This window comes from Pseudomonas sp. LBUM1664 (assembly GCF_059695895.1).
The window spans coordinates 4564673-4582121 of the sequence record NZ_CP166791.1; the positions used below are offsets into that span (position 1 = coordinate 4564673).

14 protein-coding genes, 4 tRNA genes and 1 pseudogene are annotated in these 17449 nt (G+C 57.4%); 8 read left to right on the plus strand and 11 right to left on the minus strand.

The features are described from left to right. Positions 1–15 precede the first annotated feature (15 nt). The 3 genes from amrS to ACA047_RS21355 all read left to right on the plus strand — a co-directional run bounded on the left by amrS (position 16) and on the right by ACA047_RS21355 (position 3959). Positions 16–1497 carry an AmmeMemoRadiSam system radical SAM enzyme gene (gene amrS / locus ACA047_RS21345; protein WP_497352698.1) on the plus strand — a complete coding sequence of 494 codons (1482 nt, stop codon included), beginning with the start codon at positions 16–18 and terminating at the stop codon, positions 1495–1497. After that, on the plus strand, positions 1494–2639 hold the full coding sequence (locus tag ACA047_RS21350) for a trans-sulfuration enzyme family protein (protein ID WP_497352699.1): 1146 nt from the start codon (positions 1494–1496) through the stop codon (positions 2637–2639). The genes amrS and ACA047_RS21350 overlap by 4 nt, the downstream gene beginning before the upstream one ends. A 63-nt stretch (positions 2640–2702) precedes the next feature. Then, positions 2703–3959, plus strand: a complete 1257-nt coding sequence (locus tag ACA047_RS21355; RefSeq protein WP_497352701.1) for an aminotransferase-like domain-containing protein — start codon at positions 2703–2705, stop codon at positions 3957–3959. An 82-nt stretch (positions 3960–4041) separates the two neighbouring features. On the opposite strand, the gene ACA047_RS21360 is transcribed toward ACA047_RS21355, so the two are convergent. The 5 genes from ACA047_RS21360 to ACA047_RS21380 all read right to left on the minus strand — a co-directional run bounded on the left by ACA047_RS21360 (position 4042) and on the right by ACA047_RS21380 (position 5375). Further along, the gene (locus tag ACA047_RS21360) at positions 4042–4674 is read right to left on the minus strand and encodes a LysE family translocator (RefSeq protein ID WP_497352703.1); all 633 of its coding nucleotides are present in this window, start codon (positions 4672–4674) and stop codon (positions 4042–4044) included. Between the two features lie 287 nt (positions 4675–4961). Then, positions 4962–5037, minus strand: a tRNA-Gly gene (locus ACA047_RS21365). A 3-nt stretch (positions 5038–5040) separates the two neighbouring features. Continuing rightward, positions 5041–5116: transfer RNA gene (locus ACA047_RS21370), tRNA-Glu, on the minus strand. Positions 5117–5221: 105 nt separating this feature from the next. Further along, a tRNA-Gly gene (locus ACA047_RS21375) sits at positions 5222–5297 on the minus strand. A 2-nt stretch (positions 5298–5299) separates the two neighbouring features. Continuing rightward, positions 5300–5375, minus strand: a tRNA-Glu gene (locus ACA047_RS21380). A gap of 370 nt (positions 5376–5745) precedes the next feature. On the opposite strand from ACA047_RS21380, the gene ACA047_RS21385 reads away from it, so the two are divergent. Continuing rightward, on the plus strand, positions 5746–6504 hold the full coding sequence (locus ACA047_RS21385; protein ID WP_497352705.1) for a hypothetical protein: 759 nt from the start codon (positions 5746–5748) through the stop codon (positions 6502–6504). Positions 6505–6612: 108 nt separating this feature from the next. On the opposite strand, the gene ACA047_RS21390 is transcribed toward ACA047_RS21385, so the two are convergent. The 4 genes and pseudogenes from ACA047_RS21390 to ACA047_RS21405 form a co-directional block, all read right to left on the minus strand. Next, positions 6613–7494, minus strand: coding sequence for a methyl-accepting chemotaxis protein (locus ACA047_RS21390; RefSeq protein ID WP_497360474.1), 882 nt, complete (start codon positions 7492–7494; stop codon positions 6613–6615). Then, positions 7474–8580, minus strand: a pseudogene (locus tag ACA047_RS21395) (HAMP domain-containing protein); the annotation flags it as partial. The gene ACA047_RS21390 and the pseudogene ACA047_RS21395, both read right to left, overlap by 21 nt. Before the next feature lie 110 nt (positions 8581–8690). Further along, entirely contained in the window at positions 8691–10088 is a 1398-nt protein-coding gene (locus tag ACA047_RS21400) for an aminotransferase-like domain-containing protein (protein ID WP_497352707.1), read from the minus strand. A 206-nt stretch (positions 10089–10294) separates the two neighbouring features. After that, positions 10295–11056 (minus strand): SDR family oxidoreductase, encoded by a 762-nt coding sequence (locus tag ACA047_RS21405; RefSeq protein ID WP_497352709.1) that lies wholly within the window; start codon positions 11054–11056, stop codon positions 10295–10297. A 226-nt stretch (positions 11057–11282) separates the two neighbouring features. On the opposite strand from ACA047_RS21405, the gene ACA047_RS21410 reads away from it, so the two are divergent. Beyond that, positions 11283–12287, plus strand: a complete 1005-nt coding sequence (locus ACA047_RS21410; protein WP_497352711.1) for an NADP-dependent oxidoreductase — start codon at positions 11283–11285, stop codon at positions 12285–12287. Positions 12288–12396: 109 nt separating this feature from the next. On the opposite strand, the gene pyrF is transcribed toward ACA047_RS21410, so the two are convergent. Beyond that, positions 12397–13098 (minus strand): orotidine-5'-phosphate decarboxylase, encoded by a 702-nt coding sequence (gene pyrF, locus ACA047_RS21415; protein WP_497352713.1) that lies wholly within the window; start codon positions 13096–13098, stop codon positions 12397–12399. Positions 13099–13389: 291 nt separating this feature from the next. Between pyrF and ACA047_RS21420 the strand changes: the two genes are divergently transcribed. From ACA047_RS21420 to xopAW, 3 genes are all read left to right on the plus strand, one after another. After that, entirely contained in the window at positions 13390–14148 is a 759-nt protein-coding gene (locus ACA047_RS21420) for a response regulator (protein ID WP_497352715.1), read from the plus strand. Continuing rightward, positions 14148–15194: a sensor histidine kinase gene (locus ACA047_RS21425; RefSeq protein WP_497352717.1), complete on the plus strand. Its 1047-nt coding sequence runs from the start codon at positions 14148–14150 to the stop codon at positions 15192–15194. Before ACA047_RS21420 ends, ACA047_RS21425 begins: the two co-directional genes overlap by 1 nt. Positions 15195–15443: 249 nt before the next feature. Next, complete coding sequence (gene xopAW, locus ACA047_RS21430; protein ID WP_497352719.1) at positions 15444–16286, plus strand: XopAW family type III secretion system calcium-binding effector; 843 nt, start codon at positions 15444–15446, stop codon at positions 16284–16286. A gap of 88 nt (positions 16287–16374) precedes the next feature. Here the strand turns inward: xopAW and ACA047_RS21435 are convergent, their stop codons facing one another. Further along, complete coding sequence (locus ACA047_RS21435) at positions 16375–17412, minus strand: AI-2E family transporter (protein WP_497352721.1); 1038 nt, start codon at positions 17410–17412, stop codon at positions 16375–16377. Positions 17413–17449 lie beyond the last annotated feature (37 nt).

The following is a 17449-nucleotide window of genomic DNA, read 5'->3' on the forward strand; positions in this document are numbered from 1 at the left end:
GATGAGGCGTGATAAATGGACACTACAAAAAATAAAAACTGGACCTTGGAAAGCACACCTGCAAAGTTGGAAGAAATACTCCCCAACGGTAATGTAAAGTGCCATCTTTCGCCCCGAAACTGTGTCATACAGGAGGGCAAGGTAGGCTTTTGCAAGGTACGAGGAAACAGAGGGGGTCGGCTCGTCACATTGAACTATGGCAAAGGCGTCCATAGCACCGAGGAAACCATCGAAACCGAGGCCGTTTTCCACTTTGCTCCCGGGGAGAGAATCCTGTCCCTGGGCAATATCGGCTGCATGCTCAACTGTGGCTATTGCCACAACTGGAAGACGTCTCAGGCCAAGTATGTGACCGACAAAGATGTCTACTACTACACCCCTGAGCAGGTCGTGGAAACGGCATTGAAGCACGGTATTCGCGTCATCTCCTGGACGTATAATGATCCTGTTGTCTGGCATGAATTTATCCTCGACACGGCAAAGCTGGCCAAGGAGGCCGGGTTAATCAATTTATATAAATCGGCCTTTTTTATCAGCGAAGAAGCCATTGATGAGTTATTGCCGGTCATTGATATATTCTCAATTTCGCTAAAGTCGATTTCTCCGGAATACTACCGAAAAGTCACAACAGGTTGGGTAGAACCCGTATTGGCCGGCATCAAAAAAGTGTACGACGCTGGCAAATACGTTGAAGTCAGTACCTTGATGGTGACCGACATCAGCGACGACGAGGACACCGCCAGAAAAATCAGCCAGTGGGTGCTGGATGAACTGGGGCCGAATGTGCCTCTGCATTTTGTAAGGTTCCACCCCGATTATAAAATGAGTAACAGCATCAGAACTCCGGTGGACAGGCTCCTGAAGGCTCGGGATATCGCTCGAAGCATGGGGGTTGAACATGTTTATCTGGGCAACGTGAATGATGTCGAGGGCACCAATACCAGTTGCAATAACTGTAACGCTCTGCTCGTTACCCGCTACGGCTTGAACGCTGAAATAATCGGGCTGGACAGCAAAGGTTGCTGCTCTCAGTGCGGACACGACGCACACTTCAAGTTACTGGGCGAACACAAGGCGAAGCTTCTGGTTGAACCGCAAACTGAGCTGACCGCTTACGAGAAACGAAAGTTCGAGTGGCACGGGGATATCGTATCGCTGCACGCCCAGGTGCTGAATACCGAAGACTTTGAACAGACCGTCTACCTGCGGCGCAATTATACGGACGGGCTCAACAGCGATTGGACATCGCTGGCATTGCGGCCCTATGAAAGCTATCGATTCATTATCGCCAAGGCGCGGATTGATGAATCAGGGCCTGAGGTCTGGCTTCCTCAAGGGGTGAACTCAAATCTTCATGAAGTATTCGACCGGGCTCACTTCCCAACCGAATCGATTGAAGAGATTGGTATTTCGCAAAATGACATCACCCCGACCATTGGCTATGAGGGTAAGCAGAACATGTATGAACAAGTTATCAAACTGGTCAGCCAGTCATGAAAGTGTCTACTGAAATACTTCATATCCGGGTAGATGACCGAGAGGCTCACCCCTCCGTCACGCCAATCTATCAGTGCAGCGCATTTAACGCTGACTCGGCGTTCTTCTACTCGAGAAAAGCCAATCCCAATGTCACCGAGCTGGAACAGGTTGTCGCCTCCCTGGAAGGAAGCGAATATGCCTTGGCCTACAGCACCGGAATGAGCGCCATCTACATGGTTTTGGAGCTGCTGAAACCGGGTGGGTCGCTGGTGATCAACAAATATATCTACGGCTGTTCTTATAAGCTGTTCCAGCGCTATGCGGCACGCATCGGTGCAACACTGACGATCCTTGATCTCACCACGGAAAGCGGACTGAAAGCATTGCCGGCGAACGTCGACATGGTCGTTTTCGAAACGCCGACCAATCCGTTCCTGAAGGACATTGATATTCATGCGGTGAGCAGGGCCGTTAAGCAAAACAATCCGCAGGCCTTGGTGGTCGTTGATAACACCTGGGCCACTCCGATATTCCAGAAGCCTCTGAACTTTGGCGCCGATATTTCCCTGTACAGTGCAACAAAATACTTCTCCGGCCACAGCGATGTCATGGGCGGCCTGGTGCTGGTCAACAGTGAAGTGATTTATAACCGCCTGCTTGAAGGCCGTTTTTATTCAGGCGCTATCCTGACCCCGAATAGCGCCTGGCTGCTTCGCAGAAGCATGCAGACGTTTAACCTGCGCATGGAGAAACACAGTCATACAACGTCCAACATGCTCAACTACCTGCGGCAACTGCCATTTATTGAGCATGTGTACTACCCCCACGTCGATGGCAAACAATTGACGGGCTATGGTGGCATTGTGTTTGTTGATATTCGGCCCGACCTGGTCCCCTTTTACAAGACCTTCACCAGCGCGCTCAAATGGTTTGGAACAGGCACGGGAATGGCCTGTGTTACGTCGATGGTTGCGCAACCCTTTAGCGGAAGCCATGCCTCGATGACGGATCAGGAAAAAGCGGACATGGGAATTGAAAAGGGCTTGGTTCGATTGTGCTTTGGTTTAGAGGCCCTTGAAGATCTTAAAGAGGACCTGCTTCAGGCATTCGAAGCCATGGAGAACATAGCTGATCAAAAAAGTGCACTTAAACCTGCCTAACGGATGTTAACCATCAGCAACGAGCTTTCAAGAGCTCGTTGCTTTTTTCATGGAGAAGCGAGTGTGTCCAGTGCTTTCGAAAAAACGATATTCGACGACCCAACCCTGAATGTCATCCACCTTCTAAACTCCATTTCGCATGACAACCCGCAGGCCATTTCTCTGGCTTCGGGTCGACCGGATGATGAGCAATGCGATCCTTCCCTCATCGATAAAGGGCTGGCCAGCTATGCCCGACATATCAGCGATACAGAGCATTCACTTGCGACACGACTGTGCCAATATGGGAAAACCTCTGGAATTATCAATGAGGTCATCGCCAAATACCTACAGGTGGACGAAGGCATCAAGATCTTCAACCCTGAAAATATTGTCATGTGCATGGGGTTTCAGGAAGCTTGCACCTTGACGCTGTTATCCATTTTTGAAGAACGCGGTGTGTTATTAGTGCCAGACCCGGTGTTTTCCGGGATCACCGGGATTGCGAAACTATTAAGAATAAAAATGGCCCCCCTTCCCATGGCCACCTTCCTCGATCCCACTGCCCTGCGGGAGGCAGTTATAGAGCTTGAATCCAAGGGAGAAAAAGTAAAGGCGCTGTACGCGATTTCAGACTTTAGCAACCCTACCGCTGACAGCCTTTGCTATGAAGCCAGGCAGGCAATGCTTGCCTTAGCCAATGAAATGAATTTTTTTATCCTGGAGGATAATGCCTACAGTTACTTCAGGTACGAGGGCGATAAAATCCCTTTGATGAAGTCGATCGACAGCCGGCGGGTGTTCCTGCTGGGCTCTTTTTCAAAGTCGATTTTTCCGGGTTTGCGTATGGGCTACGTGGCCGCACCTGAGGGCGCCGGAGTCATGCCCTTTAGCACCCGATTGTGTAAAGCCAAAAGCTTGGTCACGGTCAATACGCCGCCCCTGTGCCAAGCCGTTGTCGGGGGCTTACTGATCGAAAACAATTACTCTTTGAAAGGACTGAACCAACCAAGAGCGCTGTCCTACACAAAAAAAAGAAACCATATGATTGAATGCCTTGAAGGTGAGTTCTCTGCCACGGCTGACTTGCGCAAACGGGTCACTTGGAACCATCCGCCCGGAGGCTTTTTCATCAACGTGCAACTGCCGTTCGTTTTTGAATACCCTGAAATGTGCGAGTGCGCCAAGAATTTCAAGGTGATTGTATTTCCCACCTCCTTGTTCTCACTGACGAAAGAGGCTGTTACTCAGGTCCGGTTGTCGTTTAGTAATGCGTCAGCATCAGAAGTCAAACAAGCCATCGGCCGGCTCAAGGCATACATTGAATTCAGAATGCAATAAAAGCGCCCTCTGGTGCCCCCGCAGGGGATGGATGCCAAGGCTCATGCACATTCAATGAGATAAGCCTTGCATGACTTCCCGCTTAGGCTCCTGTGGCGAGTACAACGCCAGTGGCTACCTGGTAAACCCCCAGGACGGTTATGGTTGCCCCCGAAAAATAGTTGATCAACTTCAGCTTCGATTGAGCAATCCTGGTCTTGAATAGGGAGGAGAACCCGCTCAACCCCAGCCACCAGGCAGCAGAGCCCAGGAATATACCTGTGACCATAGGCAGCACGGCGTGTTGACTACTTTGATCATTAACCATGCCGTCACTCAGTGCAGCAAATATCGCGATAAACGATAAGATGGTCATCGGGTTCGACAGCGTCAGAAACAGTGTGGTGGAGTAGGCTTTGAACATGCTGGCTCGTTCACCCGCCAGGGCCGTGGTGCTCCCCTTCGATCTGATTGTTTGATAACCAATGTACGCAAGGAATATCCCACCCAAAATACACAACCATGGCTTGAAGCTAATGAGTGTCGCGATGATCGCCGTGATCCCCAGGGCGCCGACAAATCCATAGATGGAATCGGCTGTTGCCGCCCCCAATCCTGTCGCGAAACCAGCTCGCCACCCAAGCATCAGACTCCTCTGTATGCACAACAGCCCAATGGGTCCCACAGGGGCTGCAATACAAAGCCCAATGACCATTGATTTAACGAAAATCAACATAGATACACCTCCAGAATGGGTACTGGAAGGTTAAGAGAAGCGCCATTTTTTAGAAATTAATTATTAAACTTACACTCAGTTTCTCTGACGGTTTTGCATGAAATACTTCTGTTTTCCCTTCATTATTAAGGCGAGACAGTGCTCCACCCTAAAACAAGAGCAACCGACGAAAAAGCTCGCTTAGTCATGGGGAGCGCCGGGCGAACCCGTTGATAGCCTTGAGGGTTGAAGTGGCCTTTTCACAGGCATAAAAAAACGCCGCTCAATGAGCGGCGTTTTTTTGAATTTGGAGCGGGAAACGAGACTCGAACTCGCGACCCCGACCTTGGCAAGGTCGTGCTCTACCAACTGAGCTATTCCCGCAAATGGCGTCCCCTAGGGGACTCGAACCCCTGTTACCGCCGTGAAAGGGCGGTGTCCTAGGCCACTAGACGAAGGGGACACGCTGCCCGGAACACATGGTGTGTGTCCCAGTGCCCAGATCCGTATCCGAAGATATCGGTTCTGGTTTCACTCAACTCTGCCCTAAAGCAAAGCTGTTTAAAATTGGAGCGGGAAACGAGACTCGAACTCGCGACCCCGACCTTGGCAAGGTCGTGCTCTACCAACTGAGCTATTCCCGCATTGGCGTCCCCTAGGGGACTCGAACCCCTGTTACCGCCGTGAAAGGGCGGTGTCCTAGGCCACTAGACGAAGGGGACACACGTACAACATTCACTACTTATCGCGTTTGGCTGAGTGCTTTACGCTGTAAGTGGCGCGCATTCTATGGATGGATTGGAGGGTCGTCAACCCCCAGATATAAATTTATTTAAATCAATGACTTCGCCCGGTTTAGGGGCGATTCGCAGATTTTGCTCGCCCGGCCTCTGACGCCTATATTCCGTTGCCCGCCAAGACGTTATAGTCGCGCCCGACAAATAGTGGCAATGTGCATCTATCTTCGCTGCCTTTTATAGACAGCACGACGCCCGTCTAATCTCGTCGCACGGGCCTATGCGCTTAAAAGCCAAGCCACTACACTCATAATATGCGAACCCCAATAAAGAGGTCTTACCGGTGACACCACTCATGATCACCCTGCTCGTCGTAGCCGGGATCGCACTGTTGATCGCCATTGGCTACATGAACCATGTGGTGGAAAACAACAAGCTGGAAAAGGCCCGCACCAAGGTTGAACTCAACGACCGCTTGCGACGTTGTGGCGAGCTCACCGAAACCTTCCCAGGCCAGTTGATGACCCCGGCCCTGAAGTTGCTGATGACACGCCTTGAGCTCAACGTCTGCCAGCGCTTGCTGAACCTGGAGAAAACCAATTCGGCAGTCAAGGCACGCCTGAACGAACTGAACGCACTGGCCGCCCAAGGCGAATCGATCCCGGTGAACAATCCGCCGGCTCCGATCCAGACCGAAGCCAAGGCCAAGGACGTGCGGTTTCTGCTCGAGGCCTTGCACGGTCAGATCACCCGCGCCGCCCAGGACGGTTTCCTGCCGGCCAACGAAGCCAAGCGCTGGATCCGCGAAGTGCGGCACATTCTGGTTCTGCTGCACATTGAGTTCTTCAACAACCTCGGCCAACAAGCCTTGCAACAAGACCAACCAGGGCAGGCCCGCCTGGCGTTCGAACGCGGCGTGCAATATTTGCGCAAGCAACAGGAACCTCAGGTCTACGCCGAACAATTGGCCTATCTGGAAAAACTCCTGGCCCGCTCCAATGCCATGGTCCTGGCCAGCAGCCAGCCAGTCGAAGGCGAGGTCAACCAGTTGACTGAAGGGCTGAAGGAAGCCGAAGTAGACGACGAGTGGAAGAAGAAGAAGGTTTACGACTGATACTCGGGCTGAGATATCAAGCCTGACACCCTTTAGGACCGACCTCATTTATGGCGAGGGGATTTACTCCCTTGCCACAGGTTCAGCGTTCATCTGTAACTCGCAGGTTCACAACCTGAAATGCCCCACCATCCCCTTCAGCTCAACCCCCAACTGCGCCAGTTCAATACTGGACGCAGCGTTGCCTTGCATCGCCAGGGAAGATTGATCGGCACTGGCCCGGATGCTGGTGACACTGCGGTTGATCTCTTCAGCGACCGAACTCTGCTGCTCGGCAGCCGCTGCGATCTGTTGGTTCATCTGCTGGATCAACGACACCGCGGCCGCAATGCTCCCCAGGGCGCTTTCCGTCTGTAATGCATCGCTGACCGCCATTTTCACCAGCTCGCCGCTGCTCTGGATCTGCTGCACGGAGGTCTGGGCCGCTGAACGCAAGGCACTCACCAGCCGCTCGATTTCCTCTGTGGACTGTTGCGTGCGCTTGGCCAGGGCTCGCACCTCATCGGCCACCACGGCAAAGCCCCTGCCCTGCTCACCGGCGCGGGCTGCCTCGATGGCGGCGTTGAGCGCCAGCAAGTTGGTTTGTTCGGCCACGCTCTTGATCACACTCAGCACCGTGCCGATGTTCTGGATCTCGGCGCTGAGGCTTTCGATGCTGGTGCTGGCCGACGTAGCCGAGTCGGCCAGTTGCTCGATACGTACCATGCTCTGACGTACCACCTGCTGGCCGCTTTCAACTTTGTCGTCGGCGGTCTGGGCCGCTTGTGCTGCTTCTTCGGCATTGCGCGCCACGTCGTGCACGGTGGCGGTCATCTGGTTCATGGCCGTGGCAACCTGTTCGGTTTCCTCTTTCTGGCTGCTGACTTCCAGGTTGGTCTGTTCAGTCACGGCCGACAGCGATTGGGCGGAATTGGCCAACTGTTCGATACCGGCCTGCAAGCCGCTGACGATACTGCTCAGACCGGCGCCCATCTGTTGCATCGCAAGCATCAACTGACCAATCTCATCCCGGCGCGTCACTTCGACCGTTGCGCTCAAGTCGCCCGCCGCAATCTGTTGGGCGACGCGAATGACGCTGCGCAGCGGTGCAACGATCAACCGGGTAATGACCCAGGCCGCAATCAACCCTACCAGCAGTGCCAGGGCCGACGAACCAATGATCAGCAGCGAGTTCTTTTTCAGCTCCACCTGCATGGCATGGTCTTCGGCCCCATAGGCTTGATCAACCCGCTCTACTACCTGGGCAGCACGCTCGTGCAGTTGCTGGTAGACGGTTTTTTCCTTGGCCAACAGGCCGGTGTATTCGGCCAGTTGCTGGTTGAACCCGGCAATATGCCCGGCCACTTCATTAAGCACGGTCTGGTAACCCGGATCCTTGACGGTGGCCTTGAGTGCTTCGGCCTGTTTCATGGCTTGCTCGGCCTGTTCGATAGTGCCCTGCCCGGCCCCCTCATCACTGCCTTTGCGGCTCTGGTCCAGACGCACCCGTGCTTCGTTCATGGCCTGCAGCATCAACCGCGACACTTCGCTGACCTGGTTGGCCTGTTCGATGAACTCTGCGCCCTCCTTACCTTCGGAATCTTTCAAGGTATAGGCGCCATCATCCGCCAGCCCAGCCTGCAGAACATCCAGGTTATTGGCGACGCTGGACACCGACCAACTGGCCATCTCCAGCGCCAGGTCCTTGCTCTGGCTCAACTCGACGAACTCATCGAACGCCTTGCGATAAGCCGCCAGCGCCTGCTCCACATCGTTCATCACCGGGACATTGGCAGCCGATTGCGCCTTGAGTTCGTTCGCCAGGGCAATCAGCCCATCGACCCCCTGACGCAGGGCATCGGCCGTTTTCGGATCGGAGCGCAAGGCGTATTCCTGCTCAAGCAGCCGGACTTTGAGCAACCCGCTGTTGAGAGACGACATCTGCTTCAAACCATCGAAGCGATAGCTGATGGTCTGCAGGGACCAGACACCGATGGCCGCCACCACAGCGGTGAGCAGCAGCACCAGGACAAACCCGATACCCAGTTTCTTTGCCATACCCAGGTTGGCAAAACGTCCTTGCACGGCCGAAATCATTGCGCTCAGTCCTCTGCCAGTGTGTGTTGCTTGCAGATTCGCAACGAGACGCCCTGCAACACAAGATGCCGGCGTCGGAATAATGGCAAAAAGCTACAACTGCGTCGTTTTCAGAACGCTTGAGGTCGATCCAGGGCCGTGGCCCGGAAGAACGCCAGTGCTCTCGAGTCTCGGGCATAGGCCACGTTAATCCGAAGCCAGTCACTGTTGGCGCCCGATGGGCTGAACGCCGTACGCGAAGACAGCAGCACGCCAAAACGCTGGGCCAAGCGCTGCAATCCAGCGTAGTCACACAATGGCGCACGCGCCCAGATGAATAGCCCGCCGGCCGGTTTGCCAAAGACTTTCCAGTCGGCATCCTCCAGCACCTGCAGCACCGCCGCCATATCGACATTCAGACGTTGCCGCTGGCGCTGGACCAGCTTGCGATAGGCACCGTTGGCCAGAAGGCTGGCAACAACCGACTCACAGAACCGCGACCCGCCCATACTGGTAATCCCCTTGACCTCACTCAGCCGCGCGACGATAGACGGTTCGGCCACCACGAAACCGACTCGCAGCGAGCTACTCAGGGTTTTCGAGAAACTGCCAACGTAGACCACGTCGGGATCCATCGCTGCCAGTCGGGTCCGCGTCGAGCCCTGGAAGTCGGCGTACACATCGTCCTCGATCACCAGCATGGCGTGTTTTTTCGCCAGTTGTAGTAACCGATGTGCCACCGCCGGTGCCAGGCTGCTACCGGTGGGGTTGTGGCACGCGCTGTTGATGAACAGGGCACTGGGCCGGTGAGTCGCCAACAGGCATTGCAGCGCATCGACGTCGGGACCGCGCGGGGTCCTGGGCAGCTCGATCATGTCGATTTTATGCAGCCTGAGCAGTTCGAACAGCTTCGAATAGCCGGGGCTCTCCACCACTACGCAGCATCCTGGCTGCAGCAGTGTCCGCACGATCAGGTCCAACCCGTGGGTAGCCCCGGTCGTGGTCAGGATCAGGTTTTTGTCGACTTCAATATTGAACTGTTTCAGACGCCTGGACAGTTGCTCACGCAGGGCCGGCAGCCCCAACGGCGTACTGTAGTTGAACAGCCCCGCCATATCGGTGCGGGTGACCTGACGGATCGCATAGCCCAGGTCATCGCTTTCGCGCCAACTCTCGGGCAGCCCGCCACAGCCCAGTTTCAGTTCCCATTGCGAGCTGTCGGCGACATTGCTTTGGGTGAGCGGCGCATCTTCCAGCCAGTTCTTGTCGGTGGACTCGTCCTTGAACGAAGGTGGCGGCGCGACAAAAAAGCTTGAGCCATGTCGGGACGCCAACAGTCCTTGGGCAACCAGGCGTTCACACGCTTCATTGACACTGGATTGGCTGAGCAGATTCTCCCGTGCCAGTTGCCGGATGGATGGCAGGCGGGTTCCCGGTTGCACCGCATCCTGTCGAATCCAGCCGGCCAGCGCGTCGACAATTTGCTGCACGACAGGCACCAGGGCCTGTCGGTCGATTCTCAACTCCATGAGTAACCAAGCTCCTAAGCGTTTGTTTTATTTCTGGAAACAGTTAAGCACAGGCCACCGCCGGACGATGTACGACAACGTCGCAAAAACAGCCTTTTCTCACCCTTTGCAACACATTGATGGGCAGACCCAAGGAATTTTTCGCCGCCCACGAAAAAGCCCGCAACCAGTGCGGGCTTCATCCTACAAGCTGAACACAGCTTCCCTCAGAACGCCGTGACGCCGCCATCCACCGCCAGGGAATGGCCGGTGGTGAACGCTGCGCCATCGCTGCACAAATACAGCACGGCGCTGGCGATTTCTTCGACCTTGCCGATACGCCCCACCGGATGCATGGCGTTGGCGAACTCGCCTTTTTTCGGATCCGCTTCATAGGCACGGCGAAACATGTCGGTGTCGATCACGGCCGGGCAGACCGCATTCACGCGGATTTTCTTCTTGGCGTATTCGATGGCCGCCGACTTGGTCAGGCCAATCACCGCATGCTTGGAGGCCGCATAAATGCTCATCTTCGGCGCTGCCCCCAGGCCCGCCACCGAGGCCGTATTGACGATGGCACCACCGCCCTGGGCCAGCAGCAATGGCAACTGGTATTTCATGCACAGCCAAACGCCCTTCACATTGACGCCCATGATCGCGTCGAATTCATCGAGGGTGCCGTCGGCCAGTTTGCCCTTCTCGATCTCGATCCCGGCATTGTTGAAGGCGTAATCGAGGCGACCGTAAGTATTAATCACCTCGCTCATCAGATGCTGCACGTCGTTTTCCAGCGTCACGTTGCAGCGCACGAACACCGCCTCGCCGCCCGCATCACGAATCGACTGCACCGTGCCCTCGCCGCCCGCCACGTCCAGGTCGGCGACCACCACTTTCAGGCCCTCTGCCGCGAACGCCTGGGCAGTGGCGCGGCCAATGCCTGCGGCTGCGCCCGTTACCACGGCGACCTGTCCGGAAAACGTCATGCTCATTGTCAGTTCCTCGAAGAATGCGGGGGATGACGCCAGTCTAGTCACAGGCCTCGATGACGCGGCAGCACTATCCAATTGGCGTTTGAGGATTCATGAGCGTCAGTGATAAAGCCCCCGGCAGCACTATCACCGTATTGGATCGCAGTGCATTCGCTGCGTCAGCAAATCTTGCGGCAAACGTTTCGAAGGTCTATCAACAAAGCTTCATTCATCTTGAGTGCCCGTCATGACTGCCCAGACCAATCGCCAATTCCTGCTCGCTAAACGCCCAGTGGGCGCCGCGACCCGCGAGACGTTCACGTATCAGCAAATACCGGTCGGCGAACCGGCAGCCGGTCAAATCCTGGTGAAGAACGAGTATCTGTCCCTGGACCCGGCCATGCGTGGCTGGATGAACGAAGGCAAGTCCTACATACCGCCGGTAGGCATCGGCGAAGTGATGCGGGCATTGGGTGTAGGCCAGGTGATTGCCTCGAACAACCTGGGGTTCGCGGTCGGGGACTACGTCAATGGTGCGTTGGGCGTGCAGGACTATTTCCTCGGCGAGCCGAGAGGTTTCTACAAGGTCGATCCGAAACTGGCGCCGCTGCCACGTTATTTGTCCGCGCTGGGCATGACCGGCATGACCGCCTATTTCGCCCTGCTGGACGTCGGCGCACCCAAGGCCGGCGAGACCGTGGTGCTGTCGGGCGCCGCCGGTGCGGTGGGCAGCATTGCCGGACAGATCGCCAAGATCAAAGGTTGTCGCGTGGTGGGCATCGCCGGCGGGGCCGACAAATGCAAATTCCTGATCGATGAATTGGGTTTTGACGGCGCCATCGACTACAAGAGTGAAGACGTGCATGCCGGTCTCAAGCGCGAATGCCCCAAAGGCGTGGATGTGTATTTCGATAACGTCGGGGGCGATATCCTGGATGCGGTGCTCAGCCGCTTGAACCTCAAGGCTCGCGTGGTGATCTGCGGCGCTATCAGCCAGTACAACAACAAGGAAGCGGTGAAGGGCCCAGCCAACTATCTATCCCTGCTGGTCAACCGCGCGCGCATGGAGGGCTTCGTGGTCATGGACTACGTCTCGCAGTACGCCGCCGCCGGGCAGGAAATGGCCGGCTGGATGGCCAAGGGGCAGCTCAAGAGCAAGGAAGACATTGTCGAAGGGCTGGAAACCTTCCCCGAGACACTGACCAAATTGTTCAGCGGAGAGAATGTGGGGAAGTTGGTATTGAAGGTCTGACACCAAACTATTGTGGGAGCGGGCTTGCTCGCGAATGCGGCATATCAGTTGGCATATCGCTGAATAACACACCGCATTCGCGAGCAAGCCCGCTCCCACATAGGGATCTTCAGTGTTTGATCTCGGCCACCACGGCAGCCAGCGCCTTGGCCGGATCCGCCGCCTGGCTGATCGGACGACCGATCACCAGGTAATCGGAACCGGCGTCCAGCGCCTGGCGCGGGGTCAGGATGCGACGTTGATCGTCCTGGGCGCTGCCTGCCGGACGAATCCCCGGGGTCACCAGTTGCAGCGACGGATGCGCCGCTTTCAGGGCATGGGCCTCCTGGGCCGAACAGACCAGACCGTCCAGGCCAGCTTTCTTTGCCAGCGCCGCCAGACGCAGCACCTGCACCTGAGGCTCGACGTCCAGGCCGATCCCAGCCAGGTCCTCGCGCTCCATGCTGGTCAGCACGGTCACACCGATCAGCAGCGGTTTTGGACCGCTGCGCTGATCCAGCACTTCACGGCAGGCCGCCATCATGCGCAGGCCACCGGAGCAATGCACGTTGACCATCCACACGCCCATCTCCGCGGCGGCCTTGACAGCCATCGCAGTCGTGTTAGGAATGTCGTGGAACTTAAGGTCAAGGAACACTTCGAAACCCTTGTCACGCAAAGTACCAACGATCTCCGATGCGTAACTGGTGAATAGCTCCTTGCCGACTTTGACCCGGCAGAGCTTGGGGTCCAACTGGTCGGCCAGCTTCAGGGCGGCGTCACGGGTAGGGAAATCCAGGGCGACGATAATAGGCGTCTGGCAGGCGGACATGAGCGGGCTCTCAGGCAAGTCGAAATCGGCGCGCATTGTAGCGGAACCAGCGCCGGTGCGGGACCCAATGATCGGTAAATCATCATCGCGCCTCGGACAGCAATGGCAATGTAGGAGTTTGTATCCAAACAGATACAATCATGACACGCGCCCAACACGCCGACCCGCTACCGTCCGTCGCCGCAACCCGTCCTTTCAGCGCTTCACGCCTCGCGGCCTGAAGCCTATGCTGGAGCCACAACCTCGCCGCCTTCTTTACGGTTGGCAGCTTACCTGGCAGATGATGCACCCATGCAGAACACCCCAGTTGCGAATTCTGACGATCAAAAAGCGCTTTTCGATGACAAGCGCTGGAGCATCCGCGCGCTGATCGTCGATGACGATGTACCAATCCGTGAGCTGCTGATCGATTACCTGGCCCGTTTCAGCATACGCGCCAGCGGCGTGACCGATGGCGCAGCCATGCGCCAGGCGATGCTGGCCGAACATTTCGACGTGGTCGTGCTCGATCTGATGCTGCCGGGCGAAGACGGCTTGCAGCTGTGCCGCTGGCTGCGCGCCGAATCGGACATTCCGATCCTGATGCTGACCGCCCGCTGCGAACCCACTGACCGCATCATCGGCCTGGAACTGGGCGCCGACGATTACATGGCCAAGCCCTTCGAACCGAGGGAACTGGTGGCACGAATCCAGACGATCCTGCGCCGCGTGCGTGACGACCGCACCGAACAGCGGGCCAACATTCGCTTCGATAACTGGCGGCTCAACAGCGTACTGCGCCAACTGATCTCCGCCGACGGGCTGGTAGTACCGCTGTCCAACGCCGAGTTCCGGCTGTTGTGGGTCTTTATCGAACGACCGCGTCGGGTGCTCAGCCGCGAACAGCTGCTGGACGCCGCCCGCGGACGCTCCATCGAGGCGTTCGACCGCAGCATCGATCTGCTGGTCTCGCGTCTGCGCCAGAAACTGGGCGACGACCCGAAGGCCCCGCAACTGATCAAGACCGTACGCGGTGAAGGCTACCTGTTCGACGCACGGGACATTGGCTGATGCAATTGCGCCTCGACTCGCTGTTCGGCCGCCTGTATGGCGTGTTGTTGCTGGCAATCGTCCTGGCGCATTTGTTGGCCTTCGTCTGGTTTTCTCATTACGACCGACCGCCCCTTCCCGGATTAGCGCCGGAACATGCCCAGCAAGTCGAAGGAGCGCCAACCTATAGTCCGTCGTCCAACCGCCCCCCGCGCCCTTGGTTCGGCGGCCCGATAGTGCCGCTGACGTTTCAGTTTATATTCCTGATCGTCGCGGCCTGGTACGGCGCCAAACTGCTGACCCGACCGATCCAACGCCTGAGCGACGCCGCCGAACGCCTGAGCGAGAACCTAGACAGCCCGCCGCTGGACGAGACCGGGCCTAGGGAGGCGCGGCAAGCCGCCCACACGTTTAACTCGATGCAGCGGCGAATTCGCGAGCAGGTGCAGCAGCGCTCACGCATGCTCGGTGCGGTATCCCATGACCTGCGCACCCCGCTTTCGCGACTCAAGCTGCGCCTGGAACAGATTGATGACATCAAGCTGCAAGGCCAGATGCGTCAGGATCTGAACGACATGATCGGCATGCTCGATGCCACGCTCACTTACCTGCACGAACAGCGCACCAGCGAAGCGTCGCAATGGATGGACGTGCAGGCCCTGGTGGAATCGCTGAGCGAAAACGCCCAGGACCAGGGTGCAGATGTGCAGGTCAACGGTTTCTGCGCCCCGTTGCAGGTGCAGCCAATGGCGCTGCGCTCATGTCTCAACAACCTCATGGACAACGCCCTGCGCTACGCCGGCCATGCATTGATCATCCTGGAAGACCAGCGTCACCACGTACTGATTCGGGTCATCGACCACGGTCCCGGTATTGCGGCGGACAAACGCGAAGCGGTGTTCGAACCCTTCTATCGCCTGGAAGGCTCGCGCAACCGCAATTCCGGCGGCGTCGGCCTGGGCATGACCATCGCCCGGGAAGCCGCCGAACGCCTGGGCGGGCAGCTATGCCTGGAAGAAACGCCGGGGGGCGGATTGACCGCTGTCATCCGCCTGCCTCGCGCCTGAGCCCAAGGTCAATTCTCCATAGAATACCTATCCCTTGTGGAGCGAGCCTGCTCGCGAAAGCGTCGGCACATCCAGCATAGATGCCGCAGACCGACCGTCATCGCGAACAGACTCGCACAGGGTCCGTCCGCGTGGCTCGAACGCTATGTATCCACTCAAGTACAAACCATACACACCCACGACAACTTCTCCATAAAGGCTACATAAGCCGGTGCACCCATCGGCTATTCCAGCCCAAGGAGAGCGCTCATGATCGGTAGCGTCAGCAGTTATTCGACGTACTCCAGTACCAGTAATACCGTGACCAGCAGTGCCCGAAGCCAGCAATTTCAAAAAGAACTGATCTCCAAGCTCGACAATAACGGCAACGGCTCGGTCGATCAGGACGAATTGAGCTCGGCCCTGTCGCAGAAGAGCGATGACGGCATTCTGGTCAGCCTGAGCGACAACTTTGGTGACCTGGACAGTGACAGCAGCGGCGACCTGAGCAGCGAGGAAATAGCCGCGATGGCACTGCCGCCTCCGCCGCCACGGGACCAGGCGCCGAATACCGAATTGGCCGATGCGCTGCTCAGCGCCTTGGACGCCGACGGTGATGGCGGGGTCAGCAGCGACGAGTTGAGCAGTGGCCTGACCAGCGCCGGCAGCACTGCCGACAGCCAGCAAGTGTTCTCCGCCCTGGACAAAAATGAAGACGGTATCGTCAGCGCCGATGAACTCGCCGCCAGCCTCGCGCCACCGCCTCCACCACCGCAACAGGCCTCCAGTGAAGAGCTGTTCAGCCAGCTCGACGTCGATGACGACGGCTCCGTCACTGCCAGCGAACTGACCAGCGCCTTGCAGACCGGCAACAGTTCCTCCACGAGCACCGATGCCAGCGCGTTGTTGATGACAGCACTGGACAGCGACAGCAGCGGCGGGATCAGCAGCGACGAGCTCGACAGCGCCTTGCAGGCCAGCCGCAGCAGCGGCAGCTCCACCGATCAGGCCAATACCAGCGAAGCACTGAACAGGATGATCGCCAACCTCAGCCGGCAATACTCGCTGGATAACGTTGCCACCGTGGGGAAATACCTGGACGTGGCGACCTGATTCACCCATAGCCTTCAACAAGCCTGCCCCTACAGGGGGCAGGTTCGCTACTGATCGAAATGATGACGTTGTGGCGAGGGCTGCATTGCTAACGTGCTTGGCTTTTGCTCCAGTCCGTCAGCAAGCTATACGCCACCGCCAATAGGGTCGGACCAATGAACAGGCCGATGAAACCGAAGGCGATCAGCCCGCCGAACACCCCCAGCAACACGATCACCAACGGCAGGTTTCCGCCACGGCTGATCAGGTAGGGTTTGAGCACATTGTCCACGCCACTGATGATAAAGACCCCCCAGATGCCCAGGAACACCGCCATCCCGTATTCGCCCTTCCACGCCAGCCAAGCCGTGGCGGGAATCCAGACCAGCGGCGGGCCCATGGGAATCAGGCTGAGCAGGAAGGTGACTACCCCCAGCACCAGCGCACCCGGTACCCCGGCAATCAGGAAACCGATCAGCGCCAGCACGGCCTGGGCCGCTGCAGTGCCAATCACGCCGTTGACCACCCGCTGCACCGTACCGGCCACCAATTCGATGTAGTAGCCGGCGCGATCGCCGATCAGACGCTCCAGCAACCCGTGGACGAACACCGCCAGTCGCGGGCCGTCACGATAGAAAAAGAACACGAACACAATACTCAGCGTCAGTTCGAGAATGCCGCCACCGATCTGTGCACTGCGGGCCAGCAGCCAGTTGCCAACCTGCCCCAGGTACGGCCTGACAGACACCATCATCGCCGCCCCCTGCTGGTCGATGCTGTTCCAGATACCCACCAATCGTCCACCCACCAGCGGTACGCCGGCCAGCCAGACCGGGGCCTCGGGCAGGCCGTCGACCTGCACGTCCTTGATGAACGCCGTGGCATCGCGCACATGGTCGGCCAGGTTGAAACCGAGCCACACCAGCGGCACCGCCACCAGCAGCATCCAGCCCACCGTCAGCAACGCCGCAGCCAGGGATTCGCGACCGTTGACCCAGCGGGTCAGCAGGCGCATCAGCGGCCAACTGGCGAAAGCCAGCACCGCCCCCCAGAACAGCGCCGACCAGAACGGAGCCATCACCCAAAGGCTCGCGCCAAACAACACCAGGAGCAGGATCTGCACCAACAGCCGATCGTTATTGAGCATGTAAGGTCTCGAAAAATGAACAGGGCCAGGGCGACGG